Below are 20,101 nucleotides of genomic sequence, written 5' to 3'. Positions count from 1 at the left end.
GCATGAAGAAGCTGTTCCTCGCCCTGCTGCTGGTGGCGCTCGCCGCGCCACCGGCCCAGGCGGCCACCCAGAAGCGAACCGTCGTCTACTACCAGACCCAGTACAGCAACGGCGCGACGGGAACGTACGTCTCGCCCAAGCCCCTGCTCGACCGCGGCACCGGCGTCACCGACGTGCTCGTCGCCGCGATCCACCTCAACGACAACAGGATCGTCCACCTCAACGACCACCCGCCGTCACATTCGCGGTACACGCAGATGTGGACGGACCTCGCCGCGATGCAGGCCCGCGGCGTCAACGTGATCGGCATGGTCGGCGGCGCCGCACAGGGCTCGTTCCAACGGCTCGACACCCAGTTCGACACCTACTACCCGTTGCTGCGCGACACGATCCGCACCTACAAGCTCAACGGCGTCGACCTCGACGTCGAGGAGCGGATGTCGATCGCGGGCATCCGGCGCGTGATCGACCAGCTGAAGACCGACTTCGGCACGGGCTTCCTCGTCACGCTCTCCCCCGTGGCGAGCGCGCTGTGGGGCGGCGGCAACCTGTCCGGCTTCAACTACGAGGACCTGTACCGCAGCCACGGCTCGAAGATCGCGTGGTTCAACGGCCAGTTCTACAACGGCTGGGGCAACGCGGGCAGCACCGCGCACTACGACCAGATCGTCAACCGCCGGGTGATCCCGGCGAACAAGGTCGTGCTCGGCACTCTCACCAGCACGGCCAACGGCGGGTCGGGCTACGTGAGCATGACGACGCTGAAGAACACCGTCACCAGCCTGAAGACCAGGTACACGAACTTCGGCGGCGTCGCGGGCTGGGAGTACTTCAACTCGCTGCCCGGCGGCACCGCCGAGCCGTGGCGGTGGGCGGCGGACGTGACGACCATGCAGAAGTAGGCCGAACGGCGTAATTCGGGCGGGGTGGGCAACAAACACCCCGCCCGATGCGATTAAAGCGCGGGGAACCTCCAGCCACTGGAGGCTGGGGTCTGGGGCTAGGGGGAACTTTCGCATGCCTTCTGCAAGATCAGTGGCGGTCGCGACCGCCGTGCTGCTGGGGGTGCTGGTGCCCGGTGTGGCACACGCGGCGCCACCGTCCAACGACGACTTCGGCACGGCCACCGTCGTCGAGTCCCTGCCGTACTCCGTCGAGCAGGACACGACGGAGTCGACCAAGGCGCCCGACGACCCGTACGGCTGCCGCGGCTACTCGGTCCCGGGTTCGGCCTGGTTCCGCTACACCGCGACCGAGGACGGCCTGCTGCGGCTGAAGACCGAGGGCAGCGACCGCGACCTGAACGTCGCCACCTTCACGGGTGAGCGCGGCGATCTGAAGCAGGTCTGGAACGCGTTCTACGACGGGTGCACGACCGAGCGGGCCACGCCCCTCACGTTCCCGGCGAAGGCCGGCACCACCTACCACTTCATGGTCAGCGGTACGAGTTCGGCCGGTGGTCAGGTCAAGCTCGCGCTGGACCGGATCTCCCACCTGCCCAACGACGACCTCGTCAACGCGGAGCGGGTGACGTCGCTGCCGTTCAGCGCGCCGCACCCGGACCTCAGCCGCGCCTCCCGCGAGCCGAACGAGCCGATCGCCTCCGCCTGTTCGGGTTCGGGCGCGCCGTCCGTCTGGTACGCCTACACGCCCACGACGAACCACTCCGTGCTCATGCACGTCGACGGGTGGGGCTCCGGGCCCACGGTGTCCGTCTACGAGGGCACCTCGATCGGCGACCTGACCGTCGTCGGTTGCGAAGGCCCCCAGTACTACAGCGGCAAGTCGGTCGCGGTCACGGCGGGCAAGACCTACTACTTCCAGTGGTCCGGCGGCGGTTACTACAGCTACCCCTCGACCCTGCGGCTCAGCGAGTCAGCGCCGTTGAGGACGCAGGTCTACACCGGGTACAGCCACGAGCGCTCGATCTTCGAGAACATCGGTTTCTCGGTGGACCACCAGGCCGACTACGACGACCCGGTCACGACCGAGTGGGACTTCGGCGACGGCACGACCGCAGCGCCCAGCACGGACACCCACAAGTCGCACCGCTACGCCGCGGACGGCGTCTACACGGCGACAGTGCGGTCGACGGCCGGTGACGGCCGCACCGCGACGGACACGACGACGGTCACGGTGAAGACGCACGACGTCGGCATCTCCAAGTTCACCGTGCCCACGAGTGCCCGGGCCGGTGACCAGAAGCAGCTCGCCGTCCAGGTGTCGAACACCCGCTACCTGGAGAACGTGAAGACCACCGTCTACCGGGACAACGGCGACGGCAACGGCTGGCAGGAGGTCGGGACGCTCACGATCGACGTGCCCGCGCACCCGACCCGCAAGGTGAAGTTCCCCTTCGCCTACACCTTCACCCCGCAGGACGCGGTGTCCGGCAAGGTCTCGTTCCGCGCGGTCGTCGAGCCGCGGCTCGAGTACCCGGTGCGGGACGCGATCCCGTCCGACAACGAGGTCATCACGATCGCCACGACCGTCAAGCCGGCGCTGGCGTCCGCCGCCGTCGCGAACTGATCCGGGGGAGATCATGAGACTGTCCAAGAGAGTTCTCGCGTCCGCGTTCGCCGCGGCCGTGCTCGCGACGTGCGCGCCCGCGGTGGCGCTGGCCGCCGCGGCCGGCGACGACTTCGACACCGCGGCCGACGTCACCGCGCTGCCGTTCCAGCAGACGCTCGACACCACCGGTGCCACCAAGGCGACCGACGACCCCAACGCCTGCAACCACTGGGGCGAGAGCTCGGTCTGGCTGCGCTACACCGCTCCCGCCGACGGCCTCGTCCGGCTGAAGACCGAGTCCGAGCGGTTCGGACCGTTCTTCGGCGTGTTCACCGGAGAACGCGGTGCGCTCACGCCGGTGCCGGGTGCCTGTGACTCGAACAGCCCGCACGACGACACGTTCCGCGTCCAGGCGGGCGTGACGTACCACGTCATGCTCGTCGAGTACTACTCGTGGTACGCCGGACCGGTCAACGTGTCCATCACTCCCGTCACCGCTTCACCGAACGACGACCGCGCGTCGGCGGAGCCCGTGCAGCTCTCCCAGCGCTACGAGGGCGATCTGCGGCGGGCGTCGGCGGAACCGGGCGAGCCGGTGGCGAGCTGTGACGCCGGTGCGACGCAGTCGGTCTGGTACCGATACACGCCGGCCCAGCAGAAGTTCGTGCAGGTGCTGTCCGACCGGACGGCGGTGAGCGTGTACCGCGCCTCCGACCTGTCCGAAGTGGACTGCGAGTGGTCCGGCGAAAGCAACTACCAGCACAACGTGTTCTCGGCGACGCCCGGTGAGTCGTACCTGATCCGGGTGGCGGACTCGACGGAGTACGCGGGACCGTTCTTCGTGGAGTTGACCGAGGCCGAACCGCTGAGCCCGTTCGTCAACCCGTACCCCAACAACCCCACGGTCTTCACCGACGTGACCTTCGCGCCCTACACCGGTGACCAGCGGCCGTTCGTCAGCGGCACGGTGTCGTTCGGTGACGGTGGCTCGGCGCCGATCGTGCCGGGTCAGACGATCAAGCACCGGTACGCGGCCGACGGCGACTACACGATCACGGTGACCGGCGCGACGAAGGACGGCCGCACCGGCACCGGTTCGGAGGTGCTGAAGGTCGACACGCACGACGTCGCAGTCACCTCGTTCTCCGTCCCGGCGTCGGCGCGGGCGGGCCAGACCAAGCCGGTCAAGGTGACCGTCGCCAACACCCGGCACGACGAGAACGTCCGAGTGACGCTCTACAAGGTCGGTGCCGCCGGTGGCGGCTACGACCTGGAGATCGGCCACACCACGCAGTGGGTCGCGGCGTCGGCGTCCGGCACGACCACGTTCCCGTTCGCCTACACCTACTCGGCCGCGGACGCCGCGAAGGGCACGGTGGAGTTCCGGGTGGAGGCCACCCTGCCCGACCGCGACTGGGGTTCGGACGCCAGGCCCGAGGACAACAAGGCGCTCGCCACGACGACCAGCGTGCGCAAGGCGGCCGGGACGAACGCCGTGGCGAACTAGCGGGGTGGCCCAGAACGCCGGCTGGGCGACTCACGCTCAGCAGGGCACCTCGCGGCGCGTCTGACCGCGAAGCCGCCCGCAACGTTCCGGGCCACACCTCTAGTCGAAGCGGAAGGTGGCTGTCTCGAGGTTGTCGAGCATCCACTCCCGCCGCACGAGCGGTGCGCCGGTCTCCCTGCGCAGCAACGGAAGCCGGCGCACCATCTCTTCCAGCAGCACCCGCTGCTCCAGTCGTGCGAGGCCCGCGCCGAGGCAGTGGTGCGGCCCGTGCCCGAACGTCATGATCCGCGTTCTGCGGCGGATGTCGAACACCTCGGGGTCCGCGTAGCGCGACGGGTCCCGGTTGGCCGCGCTGAGCCACCCGGTGACCCACTGGCCCGCCTCGATCGTCCGCCCACCGATCTCGACGTCGCGCAGCACGAGCCGGCGGGGTCCGGGGAACACCGGGTACCAGCGCATGGTCTCCTCGACGGCGCCCGGGATCAGCGAAGGGTCGGCGCGCAGCTCCTTCCAGCAGCCGAACTCGGTCAGGAACAGCACCGCGTTCGGGATGCTCGCGTAGACCGTGTCGACCCCGGCGCCGAGCAGCATCGCGCAGTACCCGACGAGGTCCCAGTCGGTCAGGGGCCGCCCGTCGACGAGGTAGCCGCGGTCCTGGGCCGCGATCAGCTCGGCGATCAGGCCGCCCTTCGGCTCGGTCCGTTGGCGGTCGACCTCGTCGGCGAAGAACTGCGCCATCTCGGACTGCGACGGCAGCGTGTTCGTCGTGACCGAGGCCTTGTACCACTCCTCCAGCCACGCGGTCATGAGCGTCTCGGCGCTGAGGTCGAGGCCGAGCAGGTGGCAGATCACCCGCGTGGGCAACGGCCGGGCGATGCGCGCGACGACGTCGAAGCCCGCCGGGTCGAGGTCGTCGACCAGCTCGACGGAGATCGCGCGGATCCGCTCCTCGAGCCGCGCCATCACGCGCGGGCTGAACGGGTCGGCGACGGCGGCCCTCAGGTCGCGGTGGCGTTGCCCGTCCGCGGCCCACATGCCGCTCAGCATGGCGTTGGCGAGCGGGCGCGTCTCGTCGGTCAGCCCGTAGCCCGCGGAGAAGTGCTCCTCGTCGGACAGCACTCTCTGCACGTCGGCGAGGCCGAACACGTGCCAGGTGCCGAGCTGCTCGTCGAAGTGCACCTCGGTGGTGGGATCGAAGAACTTCGCAGGTCGGGTGGGTAAGTGGGCGACAGTCATGCCCTCGATCGTGGCCCCTTACACCGCCCGCGGGGATCCGCTGATCCAGCTACCGGAGTGCTGCGTAAGGGGTCTCGCGGGGCGACCTTAGGTGATCGTCCGATGTAGGAGCACACCCCTCAGGAGCAGTCTCATCGTCATCAGGAAGACGAACTGAGGAGTGAGTCGGATGGAATGGACGCCCGAGGCGATCAAGGCGGAGATGGACTACCGGCAGGAGGCCCTGCGGGAGGACGCCCGCCGCGTCCAGGAGTACTACCGCAACGGCGGGAAGCCGCGGTCGTGGTGGCACCGGATGACGCATCGGCACGAGCCTGAGGTTCCCGCCGGGCCACAGGCTGCGTGATGCCGGGGGTGGTCGTAGGGGGTGCGGTTCCTCTCGTCCAGGAACCACACCCCCTACGGCCTCGTGTCCGCTAAGCCTTGGGCAGCCAGGCCTTGACCTTGTCGGCGTTGGCCTCGGCCCACTTCTTGGCGGCGTCCTCGGGCTTCATCTTGTCCTCGGCGATGTACTTCGCCACGGTGTTCTGGTCCTCGTTGGTCCACTTGAAGTTCTTGACCAGCTGGAAGGCCGGACCGTTGGCGTCCGCGAACTTCTTCGACACGAGCTTGTCGAGGTCGTAGTCCGGGTAGTCGCAGGCGATCTTCTCGGCGTCGGCGTCACACCCCGGCGTGTACGCGGGGAGCTTCACCTTCTCCAGCTTGATCTCGTTGAGCAGCCACTGCGGCGAGTAGAAGTAGCCGATGACCCACTTCTTGTCCTTCTCCGCCTGGCGGAAGGCCTGGATCAGCGCGGTCTCGCTGCCGCCGTAGACGACCTTGTAGTTGAGGTTCAGGTTCTTCACCAGAGCCTCGTCGTTGGTCACGAACGACGGGTCGCCGTCGAGCAGCTGGCCCTTGTCACCGGACTCGGAGGTCTTGAACTTGTCGGCGTACTTGTTGAGGTTGTTCCAGTCGAGGATGTCGGGGTGCTCCTTGGCGAGCCACGGCGGCACGTACCAGCCGATCTGGCCCTTCACGCCCGTGGAACCCGCGCTGACGGCGGTCTTCTGCTCGTCGATGTACTTCTTGCGCAGGTCGTCGTGGCCCCAGTTCTCGACCACGGCGTCGACCTCACCGGTGCCGAAGCCCTGCCAGGCCACCTCTTCCTTGAGCTCCTTCTTGGTGACCTTGCACTTGAGCTCCTTCTCGGCCACGTACGCGAGCACGGCCGCGTTCGCCTCGTAACCGACCCACGGGTTGATCGCGAGGTTGAACGTGCCGCAGTCACCGGTCGCACCCGAGGAGGTGTCACCGACCTTGGCGCCACCGCAACCAGCCAAAGCGAGTGCTCCGACGAGCACCGCTCCCAGCACGCTGTGCCTTGCCACTTTCCAGACCTCCTAGTTGGTCCACCGCTTGGCGGCCGCCTGGGTGAGGCGGTCGAGCATCACGCCCAGCACGACGATCGCGAGTCCGGCCGCGAGCCCCTTGCCGTACAACTGGCCCTGCGAGAACCCGGCCACCACGTCGTATCCGAGCGCGCCGGCGCCGACGAGACCGCCGACGACGACCATCGAGAGCACGTAGATCAGTCCTTGGTTGGCGGCGAGGGTCAGCGCGCCGCGCGCCATGGGCAGCTGCACCTTCACGATCGTCTGCCACGAGCTCGACCCCAGCGCCGTGGACGCCTCGACGGTCGCGGGCGACACCGCGCGGATGCCGTCCGCGATGATCTTGATGGCGACCGGCGCCGCGAACACCACCGCGGCGATGATCGCGGTGAAGCGCGACGCGGAGAACAACGCCAGGAACGGCACGAGGTAGACGAACGCCGGCATGACCTGTGCGGCGTCGAGGATCGGCCGGATGAACCGGTCGGCCCGCCTGCTCCGTCCCATCCACACACCGACGACGATCCCCAGCAGCATCACCAGGATCGTGGCGACCAGCGTGGACGCCAGCGTGATCATCGAGTCCTGCCAGAGGCCGGTCGCGATCAGCAGGGCGACGCACACGGCGGAGACGATCGCGGACCGGACGCCGCCGATCAGGAACGACAGCGCCACGATCACCAGCGCCACCAGGAACCACGGCGACTCGGCCAGCAGCGCCTGCAGCGGGTTGATCAGCGCGACCGTGACGAAGTCCTTGAACCCGTTGGTGAGCACCGGAAGCGAGTCCTGCGCCCACTCCGTCACGGCGGTGGCGCCCTTGTTGATCGAGCTGCCGATCTCGACGTCCGACTGGAACTCCGCCGCCCACAGGTAGGTGTAGGAGAGGTAGACGCAGACGGCCGTGACACCGGCACCGCCGTACAACGCCCAACGCGGGAGCTTGCGGCGTTCGCCCGCGGCGGCGGTGGTCACGCGGTCCAGCACGATGGCCAGCACCACGATCGCGAGGCCCGCGTTGAACGCCGTGCCGACGTCGAGGGTCTGCAACGCCTTCACGACGGTCTTGCCCAGGCCGGGCGCGTCGATCAGCGCGGCGATCGTGACCATCGCCAGCGCGGCCATGATCGTCTGATTGACGCCGAGCACGATGGTCTTGCGCGCGGACGGCAGCAGCACCTTCACCAGCGTCTGGTTCCGCGTGGCCCCGAGGGACTCGCTGGCCTCGACGGTGGCGCGCGGCACCGAGCGGATGGCGTGCGCGGTGATCCGGATCGCCGGCGGGGCGGCGTAGATCAGCGTCGCGATCGTCGCGCTCGCCGGACCGATCAGAAAGAACAGCGTCAGCGGCGCCAGGTAGACGAACGTCGGCATCGTCTGCATGAAGTCGAGCACCGGCGTCAGGACCCGGTTGGCCCGATCGGACAGTCCCGCCCAGATTCCCAGCGGAATGCCGAAGAGCAAGGAGATCACGACGGCGGCGAGCGTCAGCGAGAGCGTGTCCATGCTCTCCTGCCACAACCCCTGCAGGCCGAGGAACACGAAGCCCGCGACGGCGAGCAGCGCGATGCGCCACCCGGCGACCGCGAGGCTGACGAAGCCCGCGATCGCGACCACGCCGAGCCAGCCGATCACCGGCACGGGCCGGCCGAAAGACGGCTGCGCGATCAGGGCCTGGATGAACGTCACGAACTCGTCGATGACGAGCCGGATCTCGTTGAAGAAGTACAGGAAGACGGGGTTCGAGTTCCTGGACGCGCCGACCGCGTCGTTGACGCTGTTGATCCAGCGGTGCAACGGCGTGAGGTCGGCGGCGCCGAGCGAGAGCGTCCCGACGTTGCGGAACACCAGCCACAGCACCAGCCAGGCGACGAAGATGCCGGCGAAGATCAGCGGCTTCTTGTGCTGGAACACACGAGGGGCCTGCCGAGGGGCGGCGACGGCGACCATGTCACGCCTCCCCGGCCACGACCCCGAGGATCTCCTCGTCCGCGACCACGCCGAGCAGTTCGCCGTCCCGCACGACCTTCACCGGCTTGTCGGCGCTCAGCACGCTGCGGACGGCCTCCCGCACCACGGTCTCCGGCGACAGCTCGGGTCCGTCGAGCTCGTCGTCCGGCCGTGGCGGGCGCATGATCCACTTCAGGGTGAGCACGTGCGACTTCGGTACGTCCCTCACGAAGTCGCGCACGTAGTCGTCCGCGGGGGCGCCGACCAGCTCGTCACCGGTACCGACCTGCACGACCTTGCCGTCGCGCATGATCAGGATGCGGTCGCCCAGCTTGAGCGCCTCGCTGAGGTCGTGGGTGATGAACACCATCGTCTTGCCGACCTCGCGGTGCAGCCTGATCACCTCGGACTGCATGTCGCGCCGGATCAACGGGTCGAGCGCGGAGAAAGGCTCGTCGAAGAACAGCACGTCCGGATCGCCCGCGAGTGCGCGCGCGAGACCGACACGTTGCTGCATGCCGCCGGAGAGCTGGTCCGGATAGGACTTCTCGTTACCCGAAAGCCCGACGAGGTCGATCACCTCCTGCGACCGCTCTCCACGTTTCGCCCGCGGTACCCCGCGGATTTCCAGGCCGTAACCGACGTTGTCGGCCACCGTCCGATGTGGGAGAAGACCGAAGTGCTGGAACACCATGGAAAATTTGTTCCTGCGCAGGTCGCGCAGGCGCTTCGCGTCCGCCTCGAGAATGTTCTCGCCTTCGAACACAATCGTTCCAGCAGTAGGTTCCACGAGCCTCGTGAGACAGCGGACCAGTGTGGACTTACCTGATCCGGACAGTCCCATCACCACGAACATCTCGCCGGGAGCGACGTCGAAGTCGACTCCCCGCACGGCGGCGACGGAGCCGGTGCGGTCCATCAACTCCTGCCGTGACAAGGCTTTGAGCTCGTCCGAGGCCACCAGTTGAGATGCGTTGGGGCCAAACACCTTCCACAGGTCCCTGACCGAAATCACGGGATCCACGCCAAACCACTCCGACCTGTTGCGGACTGCGCACACCGTTTCTCGATGCGCGACAGCATCGACCTTTGCACGAGTACGGTCAAGGGTCGATACAGATCTGATCCTCTGTGGACAACCAATCATCCCATGACTTGACGCAGTCTGATCGATGAGGAAAAGCTGAACGGACCGGTCTTCTGCACCGCTCTCCCCCTTCAACGAGGAGCTGTTCGTGCAAGCCCCCAGAATCGCTCTGGCAATGACGTTCGTGTTGACAATTGCCGGATGCGGCGGTGGATCAACGGCATCACCGCGCTCCAGTTCGGCAGCACCGACCGAGCCCTGCGACTCCATCACCATCGCGGTCAATCCCTGGGTCGGTTACCAGGCGAACGCGGCGGTCGTCGCCTATCTCGCCGAGAAGCGGCTCGGCTGCAAGGTGACGAAGAAGGAAGTCGACGAGCAGACCGCCTGGCAGGGCCTCGACTCCGGCGAGATCGACGTGATCCTGGAGAACTGGGGTCACGAGGACCTGAAGCAGAAGTACATCGACGAGAAGCACACCGCCGTGCGCGTCGGCCCGTCCGGCAACAAGGGCGTGATCGGCTGGTACGTGCCACCGTGGATGAAAAAAGAGTTCCCGGACATCACGAACTGGCAGAACCTCAACAAGTACGCCGAGAAGTTCAAGACCCCGCAGTCCGACGGCAAGGGCCAGGTGCTCGACGGCGACCCGTCGTTCGTCACCAACGACGAGGCTCTGGTCAAGAACCTGAACCTCGACTACAAGGTCGTCTACGCGGGCAGCGAAGAGGCCAGCATCAAGGCCTTCCGCCAGGCGCAGGAGAAGAAGACGCCGCTCATCGGCTACTTCTTCGAGCCGCAGTGGCTGCACCTCGACATCGAGCTGGTCAAGATCGACCTGCCCGAGTACACGGCGGGCTGTGACGCGGACGCGGCCAAGGTCGCCTGCGACTACCCGCGCTACGAGCTCGACAAGATCGCCTCGAAGAAGTTCGTCGACAAGGGCGGCCCCGCGGTCAGGCTCGTGCAGAACTTCCAGTGGAGCAACGACGAGCAGGACACGGTCGCGTCGTTCATCGCCAAGTACAAGATGTCGCCCGACGAGGCGGCGAAGCGGTGGGTCGAGGCGAACCCGGACCGCGTCGAGGACTGGCTGACGAAGGCCAAGCCGTAACTTCCGTCCTCAACTTGTCGCCCCTCGAGCCCTGCCGCGCGACCACCACTTCTCGTCGGGGCCGGAGATGTCCTCGACGCTCAGCCTGCGGACGGACCCCGACCGCTTGAGCCGGGCCACCAGCTGATCCTCTCGTTGCGCGAGCCGGCGGTAGATCTCCACGGCGGAGGTCTCCTGCCGGCTCTGCTGTCCTGCCTGGCCTCGTCGCTCCACCGTGCGCCAGTTGCCGAGGAACTCGAGCGTCAGGTCGGCGACGGCCTGCCCGGCGTGCGCGGTCAGCGTGTCGGCGGGCGAGGCGAACCGTCCCGCGTGGAACGCCAGGTTCCTCGTCACGTAGAGCCACTCCAGCAGCGCGGCGGCGGTGTCCTCCTGCTCACGCAGCCAGCCCGCCAGCACCTTCGAGTCCGCGAGCCGCGCGCGCCACAGTTCGGTGAGGTCCTGCACGAGCCCGCCCTCGCTCTCGGCGAGCGCGGTGATGGACTTCTGGGCAGCGTCCACCGGCCCGCTCGGCCGGTTGTGCTCGACGAGCACCTCGAGCCACGCGTCCACGGACTTCAGGTGGTGCTTCACCCCCGTGGTCGGCACGTGCGCGTCGAGCGGTTTGCGCAGTTCGGTGTCGTGGGTGGTGAGCACGACGTGCAGGCTGACGAGGTGCTGCCGCAGCATCTGCAGCGCACACGCCTTGGCCAGCCACGCGATCTTGCTCGGGTCGAGCCCCGTCGCCTCCAGCGCACTCCACGCGAGCCCGGCGCTGGCCATCGGCGCGTCGACCTGCCGCGCCAGGTTCGCCACCCGCATCGCACTGCGCAGCTCGGCCGGCCAGTAGGCGGTGAGCGGGTAGGCGTTGCCGACCGTGCGCTGGTGCTCGGTGCCGCGCGTGACCCGTCCGCCCGGCTCGCTGACCTGCCAGACCGGCGCGATGTGCAGCTCGGTGAGCCGCTCCCCCGCCGCGTACTGGTCGAGCACCTCGCTGAGGATCCGCCGCCCCCGGAGCGCGGCCGTGTGCACGTCCGCCGCGACCACCGGCACGCGCACCAGCACCGACGACCCGGTGACGGCGTCCTTGAGGAAGTCGTCCTTCGGCAACCTGTTGCGGTGCAACGGCTCCTGCCGCGCGCCAGGCAGCAACCCGTCCAGGTGCCGGAGCACCCGCGCACCCCTGACCACGAGCGCGACGACGTGCTTGCGCTCCCTCGGCCACAGCACGTCTCCGAGATCGCCGGGCTTCTTGAGCCACCGCAGCAGGTCCGTGCGCAGCTGCCTGCCGTCCCGCCCGTGCATCGCCACGACGACCGCGACCTCGCCGATCATCCTGGCGCGCAGGGGAAGTTCCACTCCGTCCCACAGTGGAGTGATCCACTTCTGCACGGCCTTGCGCAACGCCCGCGGGTCGAGCTTCGCCGCGGCCGCCGCCGTCACCTGCGGATCGACCTTCTGGCCGTCGGCCGCGATGGCCGCGTCGACCTTCACCAGCACCCGGCGCGCCTTGGCGAGCTCCACCCCACCACCGTGCGCGTAGGCGGGCTTGGCCGCGTCCATGCACGCGAGCGAGGTGGCGATGATGCGCCGCAACAGGTTCCACCGCGGCTGGTCCTCCGCCGCGTGACTCTCCAACGCGGTCTGAGCACGCGTCACGGCGAGAACGGCGCTGTTGAGCCCCGCGACGTGTTCCCCGAGGTGCGCGTCGGGGTCGAGCGCCCGCAGCACCCCCTGCAGCAACGCCCGCTGCCCCCGGCCGAGCCCGGCGTCGTCGAACGCCTGCCGCAGCCGGTCGTCGAGGTACTGATAGCGCACGTGACGCACCATAGAGGTCATGGACAACCGGAAAGCGGTCTTCGCGGGCATCGACGGCCAAGCCCTGGCAGGCCGCCTCGAACTGCCCGCAGGCGACGTCACCGCCACCGCCGTCTTCGCGCACTGCTTCACCTGCGGCAAGGACTCGGTGGCCGCCAGCCGCATCTCCCGCCGCCTGGCCGAACGAGGAGTGGCGGTGCTCCGGTTCGACTTCACCGGTCTCGGCCAGTCCGACGGCGACTTCGCCAACACGACCTTCACGTCCAACGTCGACGACCTGGTCTGCGCCGCGAACCACCTCCGCGACACCATCGGCGCCCCGAGCGTCCTCATCGGACACTCCCTGGGCGGCGCCGCCGTGCTCGCCGCCGCACACCAGATCCCCGAGGTCAGGGCCGTCGTCACGATCGGGGCCCCGTTCGACACCTCCCACGTCGAACACCTGCTCGGCCCGGCGAAGGAGAAGATCGAGGCCCACGGCGTGGCCGAGGTGCTGCTGGCAGGCCGCCCGTTCCGGATCAGCGACGGCTTCCTGCGCGACATCAACGAGCAGAACCAGACCGCGTGCATCGCGGACCTCGGCCGCGCCCTGCTCGTCATGCACTCGCCGCAGGACGACACCGTGGGCATCGACAACGCGAGACTCGTCTTCGACTCGGCGCGGCACCCCAAGTCGTTCGTGTCGCTGGACGGCGCCGACCACCTGCTGACCGACCGCGCGGACGCCGCGTACGTGGCGGAGGTGCTGGCGGCGTGGGCGGGCCGCTACCTCAGGTAAGCCGAAAGCCCTCGACCACGTGCTTCGTCGAGGGCTTTCGTCCACCGTCGGGGCGACAGGATTTGAACCTGCGACCCCCCGCTCCCAAAGCGGGTGCGCTACCAAACTGCGCCACGCCCCGGTTGCAACCAGCTTACCGCCACCCGCTAAGGTATTGACTGCAGCCCCGCAAAGGGCGGCAACGCGGGCGTAGCTCAATGGTAGAGCCCTAGTCTTCCAAACTAGCTACGCGGGTTCGATTCCCGTCGCCCGCTCTCGACCGAGGTCGACCCGTGTCTGCGGAGAACGCAGACCGGGTCGGCCTTTCGTCTTTTCAGTGGGGCCGAGCTCCCAGAACCCCCGTGTGGGGTGGGTCACCTCAGGTCACGCCGAGGCGATGCCGATCTGCGTGTGACGGTGGGCCGGGCGGTCGATCTCGTCCACCACGGCCACTGCGAAGTCCTCGTACGTCAGGTCGTCGGCCGGATCGGCCCCGCTCACCCGGTACCGGCCCGTGGACGTGCCGCCGAAGTCGCCCGCCGGGCTCATCACCAGCCAGTCGGCGTCGGAGGCGGCCAGCACCTCGACGCCGGCGGCGTGTCCCAGGCAGAACGGCCTGTGCTCGGCCGGGAAGTCCGGGGCGTCGAGGAAGCGGACGCCCGGCGCGGTCTCCAGGAGCGGGTAGATGCCGACCACGATGATCCGGCCGGCGCCGGAGGCGACGAGGGCTCGGGCCGCCATCGCGTAGAACTCGGCCGGGTCCCGGGAGAGGTCGACCACCGTGCTCACCGCGACGTCGTGGCCCGCCGCCACCTCCGCCGCGGCCTGCACGCCGGGGTCGCGGCCGATCCTCGTGACCTCGTGGCCGCGGGACTCCGCGACGGCCGCAATCCGCTGTCCTGCCCTGCCGGACGCACCGAAAACAACGATCTTCGCCATGAGCGCGAAGGTAGGGTGCGGGCAGCCGGTTTCCGCAACGATATCGGGGGTGAGCAGGTGCGATGCACGCACGACCTGCCGTACCAGATCGGTGACAAGTGGACCGCGCACGTGTTGCGGGGGCTGCAAGGTGGGCGCCTGCGGTTCGGTGAGCTGCGGGCCGGGATGCCCTGGGTGACGCCCAAGGTGCTCGCCGAGACGTTGCGGGCGATGGAGCGCGACGGCACGGTTTCGCGCGAGGCGTTCGAGGAAAACCCGCCTCGGGTCGAGTACGAGCTGACGGCTCGGGGGCGCAAGGTGCTCGGACTGCTCGACCTGTGTTGTGACTGGGCCCGAGAGAACCTGGTGGAGACGTGAGGCTCGAACAGATCGTCATCGACAGCAACGACCCGGCGAAGCTCGTCCGGTTCTGGGCCGAGCTTCTCGGCGGTGAGCCGGTGAACCGCGAGCTCGGGTGGGCGCACGTCGAGCCTCCCGGTGGCGTGCGGATGTCGTTCCAGCCGGTGCCGGAGCGCAAGGACGTGAAGAACCGGTTCCACCTCGACTTCGAGGTCGACGACATCGAGGCGGCGGTCGTGAAGGCCGTGAGCCTCGGGGCCTCCCGCGACGGTGTCGTGCACACCGACGAGAAGGGGAGCTTCCAGGTCATGCGCGACCCCGAGGGCAACGAGTTCTGCTTCGTCCGCTGAGGAACTACTGGACCGCGCGCCAGAGCGCCTCACCGAAGCGGATCGCGAGGACCAGGAGCAGCACGCCGATCGCGAAGCTGATGAGGCACCGCAGGACGACCAGCAGCTTGGTGCCCTTCACCCCGCCATGATTCATCGGTGCCGGGGAAGAACAACAGAGTCCATCGGGACCAATACGATGCCGTTGTGACCGACTGCCTGTTCTGCCGCATCGTCGCGGGCGAGATCCCGGCGACCGTCGTGACGGAGACCGAGACGACGCTCGCGTTCCGCGACATCGACCCCAAGGCGCCCACGCACGTCCTGGTGATCCCCAAGGAGCACCACACGGCGATCGGCGACGTCGACCCGGTGCTCGCGGGGCAGATCCTCGCCACCGCGCACCAGGTCGCGAAGGCCGAGGGCGTCGACGCCTCCGGCTACCGCCTCGTCTTCAACACCGGCCGGGACGGCGGCCAGACCGTCTTCCACGTGCACTGCCACGTCCTCGGCGGACGCGGCCTCACCTGGCCTCCGGGATGACCATCTCCCGCACGAACCGGGCGTCGACCGGGTCCCCGTGGCCCGGCACGACGATCCGCGGGTCGAGCTCCAGCAGCAGGTCGAGGACGTGGCGCCAGTTCGACGGCGTCGCGTCCGGTCCCGCCTGGGCCGGTGCACCCTGTTCCACCAGGTCGCCAGCGAACACGACGCCGGCGTCGGGCACGTGCACGACCACGTCGTGGGAGGTGTGCGCCGGACCGAAGTGGTGCAGGTCGACCCGCCTGCCCCCGACGTCGAGAGTGACGGTGTCGCGGAACGTGTGCGTGGGCGCGACGAGCCTGCCCTCGAACGGGTCGTCGTAGTACTTCGCGCGGTCTTCGAGCAGTGACTCGTCGACCACGCACCCCTCGTGCGCCCACACCTCGCACGGCAGGAACGCGTCGGTGGCCAGCACGTGGTCGAAGTGGTTGTGCGTCAAGACGATCCGCGACGGGCGGACCTCGCGCGCGAGCGCCGGGTCCATGCCGGAGTCGACGAGCAGCGAGTCGCCCGAGCCGGTGACGAGGCCGAGCGTCAGGTCCAGCTCGGTGTGGCGGCGGACGAACACGCCGGGTGCGATCTCGATCACCGCGGCACCCCGTCCACCAGCACCCCGTCGACCAGCACCGGGACGGCGTCGCTGACGTTGATCTGGACCGCGAGGTCGACGTCCGCCCGGTGACCGTTCTCGATCAGCTCGCGGCCCGACCCGCAGCCCCGCACGGCGGCCGGGACGTCGGTGGTGCGGAACGCGGTGGCCGCCATCCGAGCCTCCGGCGACGCCGTGCCCTGCAGAGCGGCCAGCACCGCGCCCGCACCCAGGTAGTCCTCGACGCACGGCCTCAGCGGCCCGAACTCCCGAGGGCCGGACTTGAGGATGTCGAGACCCCACCGCTCGCCGCCGGGAACGACGCCGATCGTCTTTCCCAGCTCCTGCGCCCTCTTGGCCACCGCTGTCGCGTTGCGCAGGCACGCCGCGAGCACGTGGGCGCCCGTCTCCCCGGCGAGCGAGCACAGGTTCGACCCGTTCGGAGACGGCAGCTCGACCAGCCCGGCGGCCTCGACGAGTGACGCTGGTCGCAGCGTCTTCCCCGAGGCGGGCTTCCACAGCGACGGCCGCACCTGGCCGCCGTTGCCGACCACCAGGTCGACGGACGTCGTGAACGACAGCACGTCGACGACGATCAGCACGTCGCAGTCCCGCAGAGCGCCGACGCCCTCGGGCCCCCACTCCAGCCTCAGCTGGTACCCCTCCTGGCTGAACACACCCACCAGCGTGTCAGACTCCTTGACGTGCGCGTTTATCTGGCAGCAGACCACGCTGGCTTCGAACTGAAGTCCCACCTGTCCACCGCTCTCACCGAGCAGGGCTACGAGGTCGTCGACGTCGGCGCCCACGAGTACGACGCCCAGGACGACTACGTGTCGTTCTGCGTCGACGCCGCCGAGAAGGTCGTGGCCGACCCCGGCAGTCTGGGTGTCGTGATCGGCGGCTCGGGCAACGGCGAGCAGATCGCCGCGAACAAGGTGAAGGGCGCCCGCGCCGCGTTGGCGTGGAACGTCGACACCGCGCAGCTCGCGCGTCAGCACAACGACGCCCTGCTCGTCGGCATCGGTGCGCGTCAGCACACGGCCGAGGAGGCGACCGAGATCGTGTCCGCGTTCCTCAAGACGCCGTTCTCGGGCGAGCCGCGCCACCAGCGCCGCATCGACCAGGTCAGCGCGTACGAAGACAAGCGTGCCTGAGGGCCACACGCTGCACCGCCTCGCGCGGCTGCACCAGCGCCGGTACGCGGGCAAGCCCGTGTCCGTCACCAGTCCGCAGGGACGCTTCTCGGCGTCCCTTGTGGACGGACGGAAGCTGGTGCGCGCCGAGGCGCACGGCAAGCACCTGTTCCACGTCTACGGCCCCGACGCGATCGTGCACGTCCACCTCGGGCTGTACGGCACGTTCACCGAGTCGCCGTTGCCGGTCCTGCTGCCCGTCGGCCAGGTCCGCATGCGGATGGTCGGCGAGACGCACTGGACCGACCTGCGCGGCCCGACCGCGTGCGAGGTGCTGAACAAGGCCGAGGTCAAGGCGATCCAGGAGCGGCTCGGGCCCGACCCGTTGCGCCGCGACGCCGACTCGGACCGCGCCTACGAGCGGATCATCCGGTCGAAGCAGTCGCTGGCGGTGCTGTTGATGGACCAGAGCGTCCTCGCGGGCGTCGGCAACGTCTACCGCGCCGAGGTGCTGTTCCGGCACAACGTGAACCCGCTGCTGGTCGGCAACAAGGTCAGCCGCGAGCTGTGGGACGCGATCTGGGCGGACCTCGTCGTGCTCATGAAGGACGGCGTGAAGGTCGGCCAGATCAACACCGTCCGCACCGAGCACATGCCCCGTGCCATGGGCCGCGCGCCACGCGTGGATCGGCACGGCGGTGAGGTGTACGTCTACCGCCGTGCCGGGGAGCCGTGCCTGGTCTGCGGCACCGAGGTCCTGACCACCTCTTTGGCGGCCCGCAACCTCTTCTGGTGCCCTGTCTGTCAGCCCTGAGTTTTTTTAGGTCGGGGGCTTTTGGGGTGCGGCTGGAAAGTGCTCAGTTGATGAGCACTTAGAAGTCGAACCCGCCCATGTCGCCGAAGTCGAAGCCACCGGTGTCGGGGATGTCGGCCACGTCGGAGACGCCGCCCATGTCCCCCATGCCGACGTCGCCCATGCCGTAGTCGCCGACACCGTGCATACCGGAGAACATGGCGTCCATCAGCAGGAACGTGCCCACGCCCCAAGCGCCGGCCACGAGCGCGGGCTTCCACCACGGCTCGGAGTACCAGCCACGCGGTACCGGACGTCCGGCGACCATGCCACCGGGGTAGTAGTAGGGCGTGCCCTGGCCGGAGTGCGCCGACGCGGCGTACTGGTGGCCTTCGACGCTGACCTGACGGTCCTCGCTGACGGCACCCGCCTGCTTCTGGCCCGCGCTCTCGGGCAGCGCCGGGCCGGGGTCCATGCCCATGGCCTCCCGCGCCGCACGCACGTAGTGCAGGCCCTCCATCGCGGTCTCGGTGACCAGTTTGGCCTGCGGAATCGTCCGCGCCTGCTCCATCTGGGACCCGGCGGCGGTGAAGCGCTCGGACGCGTCCGCCATCGCCTGCGTCGACGCGGTGTTGCTGCCGGTGAGGCTCATCACCTGCCCACCCAGCCGCTCGACCCAACGGCGTGCTTCCGCCTTGGCGTCGTCGAGTTCCCGCGCCTTGCGCGCGTTGCTCTGGCTGACCAGGTAGAACACGCCTGCGACCAGCAGTACCAGCACTACGACCCACACGATGGTGCCCACGGCTTTACCTCCCACACCAGGTGAACCGTCAACGAGCAAGCACCGCCGGGAGTTCCGTCAGAACACCTCGGGGCAGTGCGGCTCGTGTGCTCCGAGGAACGCCATCGTCAGCGCGTCCACGTGTCCGGGCGTGTGCTCGACCACGCGGTGTGCACGCTTGAGCACGGAAAGCCGTGCGCCGCCGAGGAAAGCGCTGCCGAGTGCGGCGATGTCCAGCGACACGTCCGCCGGGTCCTCGGTGCGCGTGACCGTCGCCTCCCCGCCCTTGACCGTCAGGCGCCACTTGCCGGAGTTCCACGGGCAGAACGAGTCCTCGACCTCCAGCACACTGTCCACATCGGACGAATACGCGCGCAACGGCAGCGCGCGGTCGATGTCGACGATCCGGATCCACAGCGCGTCGGTGGCCTCGCGGCGGACCTTCCGCGGGTTGTCGACCATGTGCAGGATCGGGTCGTCCCAGGCGGTGTAGAAGGAGATCGACGCGGCCAGGTCCATGTCCAGCAGGAACCGGTAGAGGTCGACGTAGGCCTGTTCGGTCGTGCAGACCAGCTCGCGCACGTGCAGTTCGTTGGCCGGGCCGCCCGGATCGCCCTTCCCCTTCACCCGGAACACCACGTAGCCCTCCGGATGCAGGCAGTACCGGTACCCGCTGAGGCCGTCGCGGTCGACCTCTCGGTCCGCGAGCTGCACGTCCCAGGTGTGCTCGACTCGGCTGAGCCAGCCGACCCGTGTGCACCGCACCTGCTCGTAGAACTCACGCATGACGGGCAGCGCTTCTTCTCGCGACACCTGACGGATTCGTGTGTCGCTGACGTGCACGTTGGGGTGGAACGGCATACGCGTGGGCATCGTGAGCATGGCGATGCTCGTCGAGTACTCGCCATAGCCGAACCTGCGGTAGATGGAGCCTTCCGACGCCCACAGCATCGCGAGCGGCTCACCGCTCTCGTGCATGCCGTGCAGCTGTGTCCTCATCAGCAACGACGCCACGCCACGACGTCGATGACCGGGCTTCACCCCGACCACGGTCACCGCGCCCGCGGGGGCCTGACGACCACCCGGAACGGTGATCTCGCGGGTCAGGACCCCGCCGGTGCCGATCATCTCGTCGCCGTCGAACACCGCGTGCGCCCGGTCCCGTTCGAGGACCTTGAGCCACTTGCTGTCCTCCCCCGTCACATCGGCGAGGAACGCCCAGGCCATCACCCGCTGGAAGTCGGGGACGTCGGATTCGTCGATGGTCCGGATGCTCAGCGCAGAGTCAGCCATGCCCGCAGTGATACGCGGGTGCGGCGAGGC

Annotated in this window: 21 protein-coding genes and 2 tRNA genes; 12 read left to right on the top strand and 11 right to left on the bottom strand. The window is 68.7% G+C overall.

Going from position 1 to position 20,101, the window contains the following annotated elements:
- Nucleotides 1–2 precede the first annotated feature (2 nt).
- The 3 genes from ACWF7A_RS21265 to ACWF7A_RS21255 all read left to right on the top strand — a co-directional run bounded on the left by ACWF7A_RS21265 (nucleotide 3) and on the right by ACWF7A_RS21255 (nucleotide 4,018).
- Nucleotides 3–902, top strand: coding sequence for a glycosyl hydrolase family 18 protein (locus ACWF7A_RS21265; RefSeq protein WP_452252175.1), 900 nt, complete (start codon nucleotides 3–5; stop codon nucleotides 900–902).
- A 115-nt stretch (nucleotides 903–1,017) separates the two neighbouring features.
- A complete protein-coding gene (locus tag ACWF7A_RS21260; protein WP_452252174.1) occupies nucleotides 1,018–2,529 on the top strand; it encodes a PKD domain-containing protein in 1,512 nt (503 codons plus the stop codon).
- A 13-nt stretch (nucleotides 2,530–2,542) separates the two neighbouring features.
- Nucleotides 2,543–4,018 (top strand): PKD domain-containing protein, encoded by a 1,476-nt coding sequence (locus ACWF7A_RS21255; RefSeq protein ID WP_452252173.1) that lies wholly within the window; start codon nucleotides 2,543–2,545, stop codon nucleotides 4,016–4,018.
- Between the two features lie 99 nt (nucleotides 4,019–4,117).
- Here the strand turns inward: ACWF7A_RS21255 and ACWF7A_RS21250 are convergent, their stop codons facing one another.
- Nucleotides 4,118–5,254 (bottom strand): cytochrome P450, encoded by a 1,137-nt coding sequence (locus ACWF7A_RS21250; RefSeq protein ID WP_452252172.1) that lies wholly within the window; start codon nucleotides 5,252–5,254, stop codon nucleotides 4,118–4,120.
- 169 nt (nucleotides 5,255–5,423) lie between these two features.
- Between ACWF7A_RS21250 and ACWF7A_RS21245 the strand changes: the two genes are divergently transcribed.
- Nucleotides 5,424–5,600, top strand: coding sequence for a hypothetical protein (locus ACWF7A_RS21245; RefSeq protein WP_176946758.1), 177 nt, complete (start codon nucleotides 5,424–5,426; stop codon nucleotides 5,598–5,600).
- 70 nt (nucleotides 5,601–5,670) lie between these two features.
- Here ACWF7A_RS21245 and ACWF7A_RS21240 read toward each other — a convergent pair whose 3' ends face one another.
- The 3 genes from ACWF7A_RS21240 to ACWF7A_RS21230 are packed head-to-tail and all read right to left on the bottom strand — an operon-like array spanning nucleotide 5,671 to nucleotide 9,496.
- Nucleotides 5,671–6,624, bottom strand: a complete 954-nt coding sequence (locus ACWF7A_RS21240) for an ABC transporter substrate-binding protein (protein ID WP_452252171.1) — start codon at nucleotides 6,622–6,624, stop codon at nucleotides 5,671–5,673.
- Between the two features lie 12 nt (nucleotides 6,625–6,636).
- Entirely contained in the window at nucleotides 6,637–8,577 is a 1,941-nt protein-coding gene (locus tag ACWF7A_RS21235; RefSeq protein WP_452252170.1) for an ABC transporter permease, read from the bottom strand.
- 1 nt (nucleotide 8,578) lies between these two features.
- Nucleotides 8,579–9,496 (bottom strand): quaternary amine ABC transporter ATP-binding protein, encoded by a 918-nt coding sequence (locus ACWF7A_RS21230; RefSeq protein ID WP_452252169.1) that lies wholly within the window; start codon nucleotides 9,494–9,496, stop codon nucleotides 8,579–8,581.
- 343 nt (nucleotides 9,497–9,839) lie between these two features.
- On the opposite strand from ACWF7A_RS21230, the gene ACWF7A_RS21225 reads away from it, so the two are divergent.
- On the top strand, nucleotides 9,840–10,778 hold the full coding sequence (locus ACWF7A_RS21225) for an ABC transporter substrate-binding protein (protein WP_452252168.1): 939 nt from the start codon (nucleotides 9,840–9,842) through the stop codon (nucleotides 10,776–10,778).
- Nucleotides 10,779–10,787: 9 nt separating this feature from the next.
- Here ACWF7A_RS21225 and ACWF7A_RS21220 read toward each other — a convergent pair whose 3' ends face one another.
- The gene (locus tag ACWF7A_RS21220; RefSeq protein ID WP_452252167.1) at nucleotides 10,788–12,572 is read right to left on the bottom strand and encodes a hypothetical protein; all 1,785 of its coding nucleotides are present in this window, start codon (nucleotides 12,570–12,572) and stop codon (nucleotides 10,788–10,790) included.
- 19 nt (nucleotides 12,573–12,591) lie between these two features.
- Here ACWF7A_RS21220 and ACWF7A_RS21215 point away from each other — a divergent pair, with 19 nt between their 5' ends.
- Nucleotides 12,592–13,350: an alpha/beta hydrolase family protein gene (locus ACWF7A_RS21215; protein WP_452252166.1), complete on the top strand. Its 759-nt coding sequence runs from the start codon at nucleotides 12,592–12,594 to the stop codon at nucleotides 13,348–13,350.
- Nucleotides 13,351–13,397: 47 nt separating this feature from the next.
- Here the strand turns inward: ACWF7A_RS21215 and ACWF7A_RS21210 are convergent.
- A tRNA-Pro gene (locus ACWF7A_RS21210) sits at nucleotides 13,398–13,471 on the bottom strand.
- 62 nt (nucleotides 13,472–13,533) lie between these two features.
- Here ACWF7A_RS21210 and ACWF7A_RS21205 point away from each other — a divergent pair.
- A tRNA-Gly gene (locus tag ACWF7A_RS21205) sits at nucleotides 13,534–13,604 on the top strand.
- Nucleotides 13,605–13,713: 109 nt separating this feature from the next.
- On the opposite strand, the gene ACWF7A_RS21200 is transcribed toward ACWF7A_RS21205, so the two are convergent.
- Nucleotides 13,714–14,268, bottom strand: coding sequence for an NAD(P)-dependent oxidoreductase (locus ACWF7A_RS21200; RefSeq protein ID WP_452252165.1), 555 nt, complete (start codon nucleotides 14,266–14,268; stop codon nucleotides 13,714–13,716).
- A 57-nt stretch (nucleotides 14,269–14,325) separates the two neighbouring features.
- Here ACWF7A_RS21200 and ACWF7A_RS21195 point away from each other — a divergent pair, with 57 nt between their 5' ends.
- From ACWF7A_RS21195 to ACWF7A_RS21185, 3 genes are all read left to right on the top strand, one after another.
- Nucleotides 14,326–14,625: a winged helix-turn-helix transcriptional regulator gene (locus ACWF7A_RS21195; RefSeq protein ID WP_452252164.1), complete on the top strand. Its 300-nt coding sequence runs from the start codon at nucleotides 14,326–14,328 to the stop codon at nucleotides 14,623–14,625.
- On the top strand, nucleotides 14,622–14,957 hold the full coding sequence (locus ACWF7A_RS21190) for a VOC family protein (RefSeq protein WP_452252163.1): 336 nt from the start codon (nucleotides 14,622–14,624) through the stop codon (nucleotides 14,955–14,957). Before ACWF7A_RS21195 ends, ACWF7A_RS21190 begins: the two co-directional genes overlap by 4 nt.
- A gap of 186 nt (nucleotides 14,958–15,143) precedes the next feature.
- Complete coding sequence (locus ACWF7A_RS21185; protein WP_452252162.1) at nucleotides 15,144–15,479, top strand: histidine triad nucleotide-binding protein; 336 nt, start codon at nucleotides 15,144–15,146, stop codon at nucleotides 15,477–15,479.
- Here ACWF7A_RS21185 and ACWF7A_RS21180 read toward each other — a convergent pair.
- On the bottom strand, nucleotides 15,460–16,068 hold the full coding sequence (locus tag ACWF7A_RS21180; RefSeq protein WP_452252161.1) for an MBL fold metallo-hydrolase: 609 nt from the start codon (nucleotides 16,066–16,068) through the stop codon (nucleotides 15,460–15,462). The genes ACWF7A_RS21185 and ACWF7A_RS21180 overlap by 20 nt on opposite strands.
- Nucleotides 16,065–16,745, bottom strand: a complete 681-nt coding sequence (locus tag ACWF7A_RS21175) for a 2-phosphosulfolactate phosphatase (protein WP_452252160.1) — start codon at nucleotides 16,743–16,745, stop codon at nucleotides 16,065–16,067. The genes ACWF7A_RS21180 and ACWF7A_RS21175 overlap by 4 nt, the downstream gene beginning before the upstream one ends.
- A gap of 27 nt (nucleotides 16,746–16,772) precedes the next feature.
- Between ACWF7A_RS21175 and ACWF7A_RS21170 the strand changes: the two genes are divergently transcribed.
- Nucleotides 16,773–17,225, top strand: coding sequence for a ribose-5-phosphate isomerase (locus tag ACWF7A_RS21170; protein WP_189158354.1), 453 nt, complete (start codon nucleotides 16,773–16,775; stop codon nucleotides 17,223–17,225).
- Nucleotides 17,218–18,018, top strand: coding sequence for an Fpg/Nei family DNA glycosylase (locus ACWF7A_RS21165; RefSeq protein ID WP_452252159.1), 801 nt, complete (start codon nucleotides 17,218–17,220; stop codon nucleotides 18,016–18,018). The genes ACWF7A_RS21170 and ACWF7A_RS21165 overlap by 8 nt, the downstream gene beginning before the upstream one ends.
- Before the next feature lie 58 nt (nucleotides 18,019–18,076).
- On the opposite strand, the gene ACWF7A_RS21160 is transcribed toward ACWF7A_RS21165, so the two are convergent.
- Both ACWF7A_RS21160 and ACWF7A_RS21155 read right to left on the bottom strand, forming a co-directional pair.
- Nucleotides 18,077–18,799, bottom strand: a complete 723-nt coding sequence (locus tag ACWF7A_RS21160) for a hypothetical protein (RefSeq protein ID WP_452252158.1) — start codon at nucleotides 18,797–18,799, stop codon at nucleotides 18,077–18,079.
- 57 nt (nucleotides 18,800–18,856) lie between these two features.
- Complete coding sequence (locus ACWF7A_RS21155) at nucleotides 18,857–20,071, bottom strand: GNAT family N-acetyltransferase (RefSeq protein ID WP_452252157.1); 1,215 nt, start codon at nucleotides 20,069–20,071, stop codon at nucleotides 18,857–18,859.
- Nucleotides 20,072–20,101: the final 30 nt, after the last annotated feature.

The sequence above is a fragment of the Lentzea sp. NPDC055074 genome (assembly GCF_053608005.1).
Note: the sequence above shows the minus strand (reverse complement) of the source record. Positions and strands in the feature narration are given on the sequence as shown.

Excerpts from the sequence above, each read along its gene's own strand:
- ACWF7A_RS21265 (WP_452252175.1), top strand. The coding sequence starts at position 3 with ATGAAGAAGCTGTTCCTCGCCCTGCTGCTGGTGGCGCTCGCCGCGCCA.
- ACWF7A_RS21260 (WP_452252174.1), top strand. The coding sequence starts at position 1,018 with ATGCCTTCTGCAAGATCAGTGGCGGTCGCGACCGCCGTGCTGCTGGGG.
- ACWF7A_RS21255 (WP_452252173.1), top strand. The coding sequence starts at position 2,543 with ATGAGACTGTCCAAGAGAGTTCTCGCGTCCGCGTTCGCCGCGGCCGTG.
- ACWF7A_RS21250 (WP_452252172.1), bottom strand. The coding sequence starts at position 5,254 with ATGACTGTCGCCCACTTACCCACCCGACCTGCGAAGTTCTTCGATCCC.
- ACWF7A_RS21245 (WP_176946758.1), top strand. The coding sequence starts at position 5,424 with ATGGAATGGACGCCCGAGGCGATCAAGGCGGAGATGGACTACCGGCAG.
- ACWF7A_RS21235 (WP_452252170.1), bottom strand. The coding sequence starts at position 8,577 with ATGGTCGCCGTCGCCGCCCCTCGGCAGGCCCCTCGTGTGTTCCAGCAC.
- ACWF7A_RS21230 (WP_452252169.1), bottom strand. The coding sequence starts at position 9,496 with ATGGACCGCACCGGCTCCGTCGCCGCCGTGCGGGGAGTCGACTTCGAC.
- ACWF7A_RS21225 (WP_452252168.1), top strand. The coding sequence starts at position 9,840 with ATGACGTTCGTGTTGACAATTGCCGGATGCGGCGGTGGATCAACGGCA.
- ACWF7A_RS21215 (WP_452252166.1), top strand. The coding sequence starts at position 12,592 with ATGGACAACCGGAAAGCGGTCTTCGCGGGCATCGACGGCCAAGCCCTG.
- ACWF7A_RS21200 (WP_452252165.1), bottom strand. The coding sequence starts at position 14,268 with ATGGCGAAGATCGTTGTTTTCGGTGCGTCCGGCAGGGCAGGACAGCGG.
- ACWF7A_RS21155 (WP_452252157.1), bottom strand. The coding sequence starts at position 20,071 with ATGGCTGACTCTGCGCTGAGCATCCGGACCATCGACGAATCCGACGTC.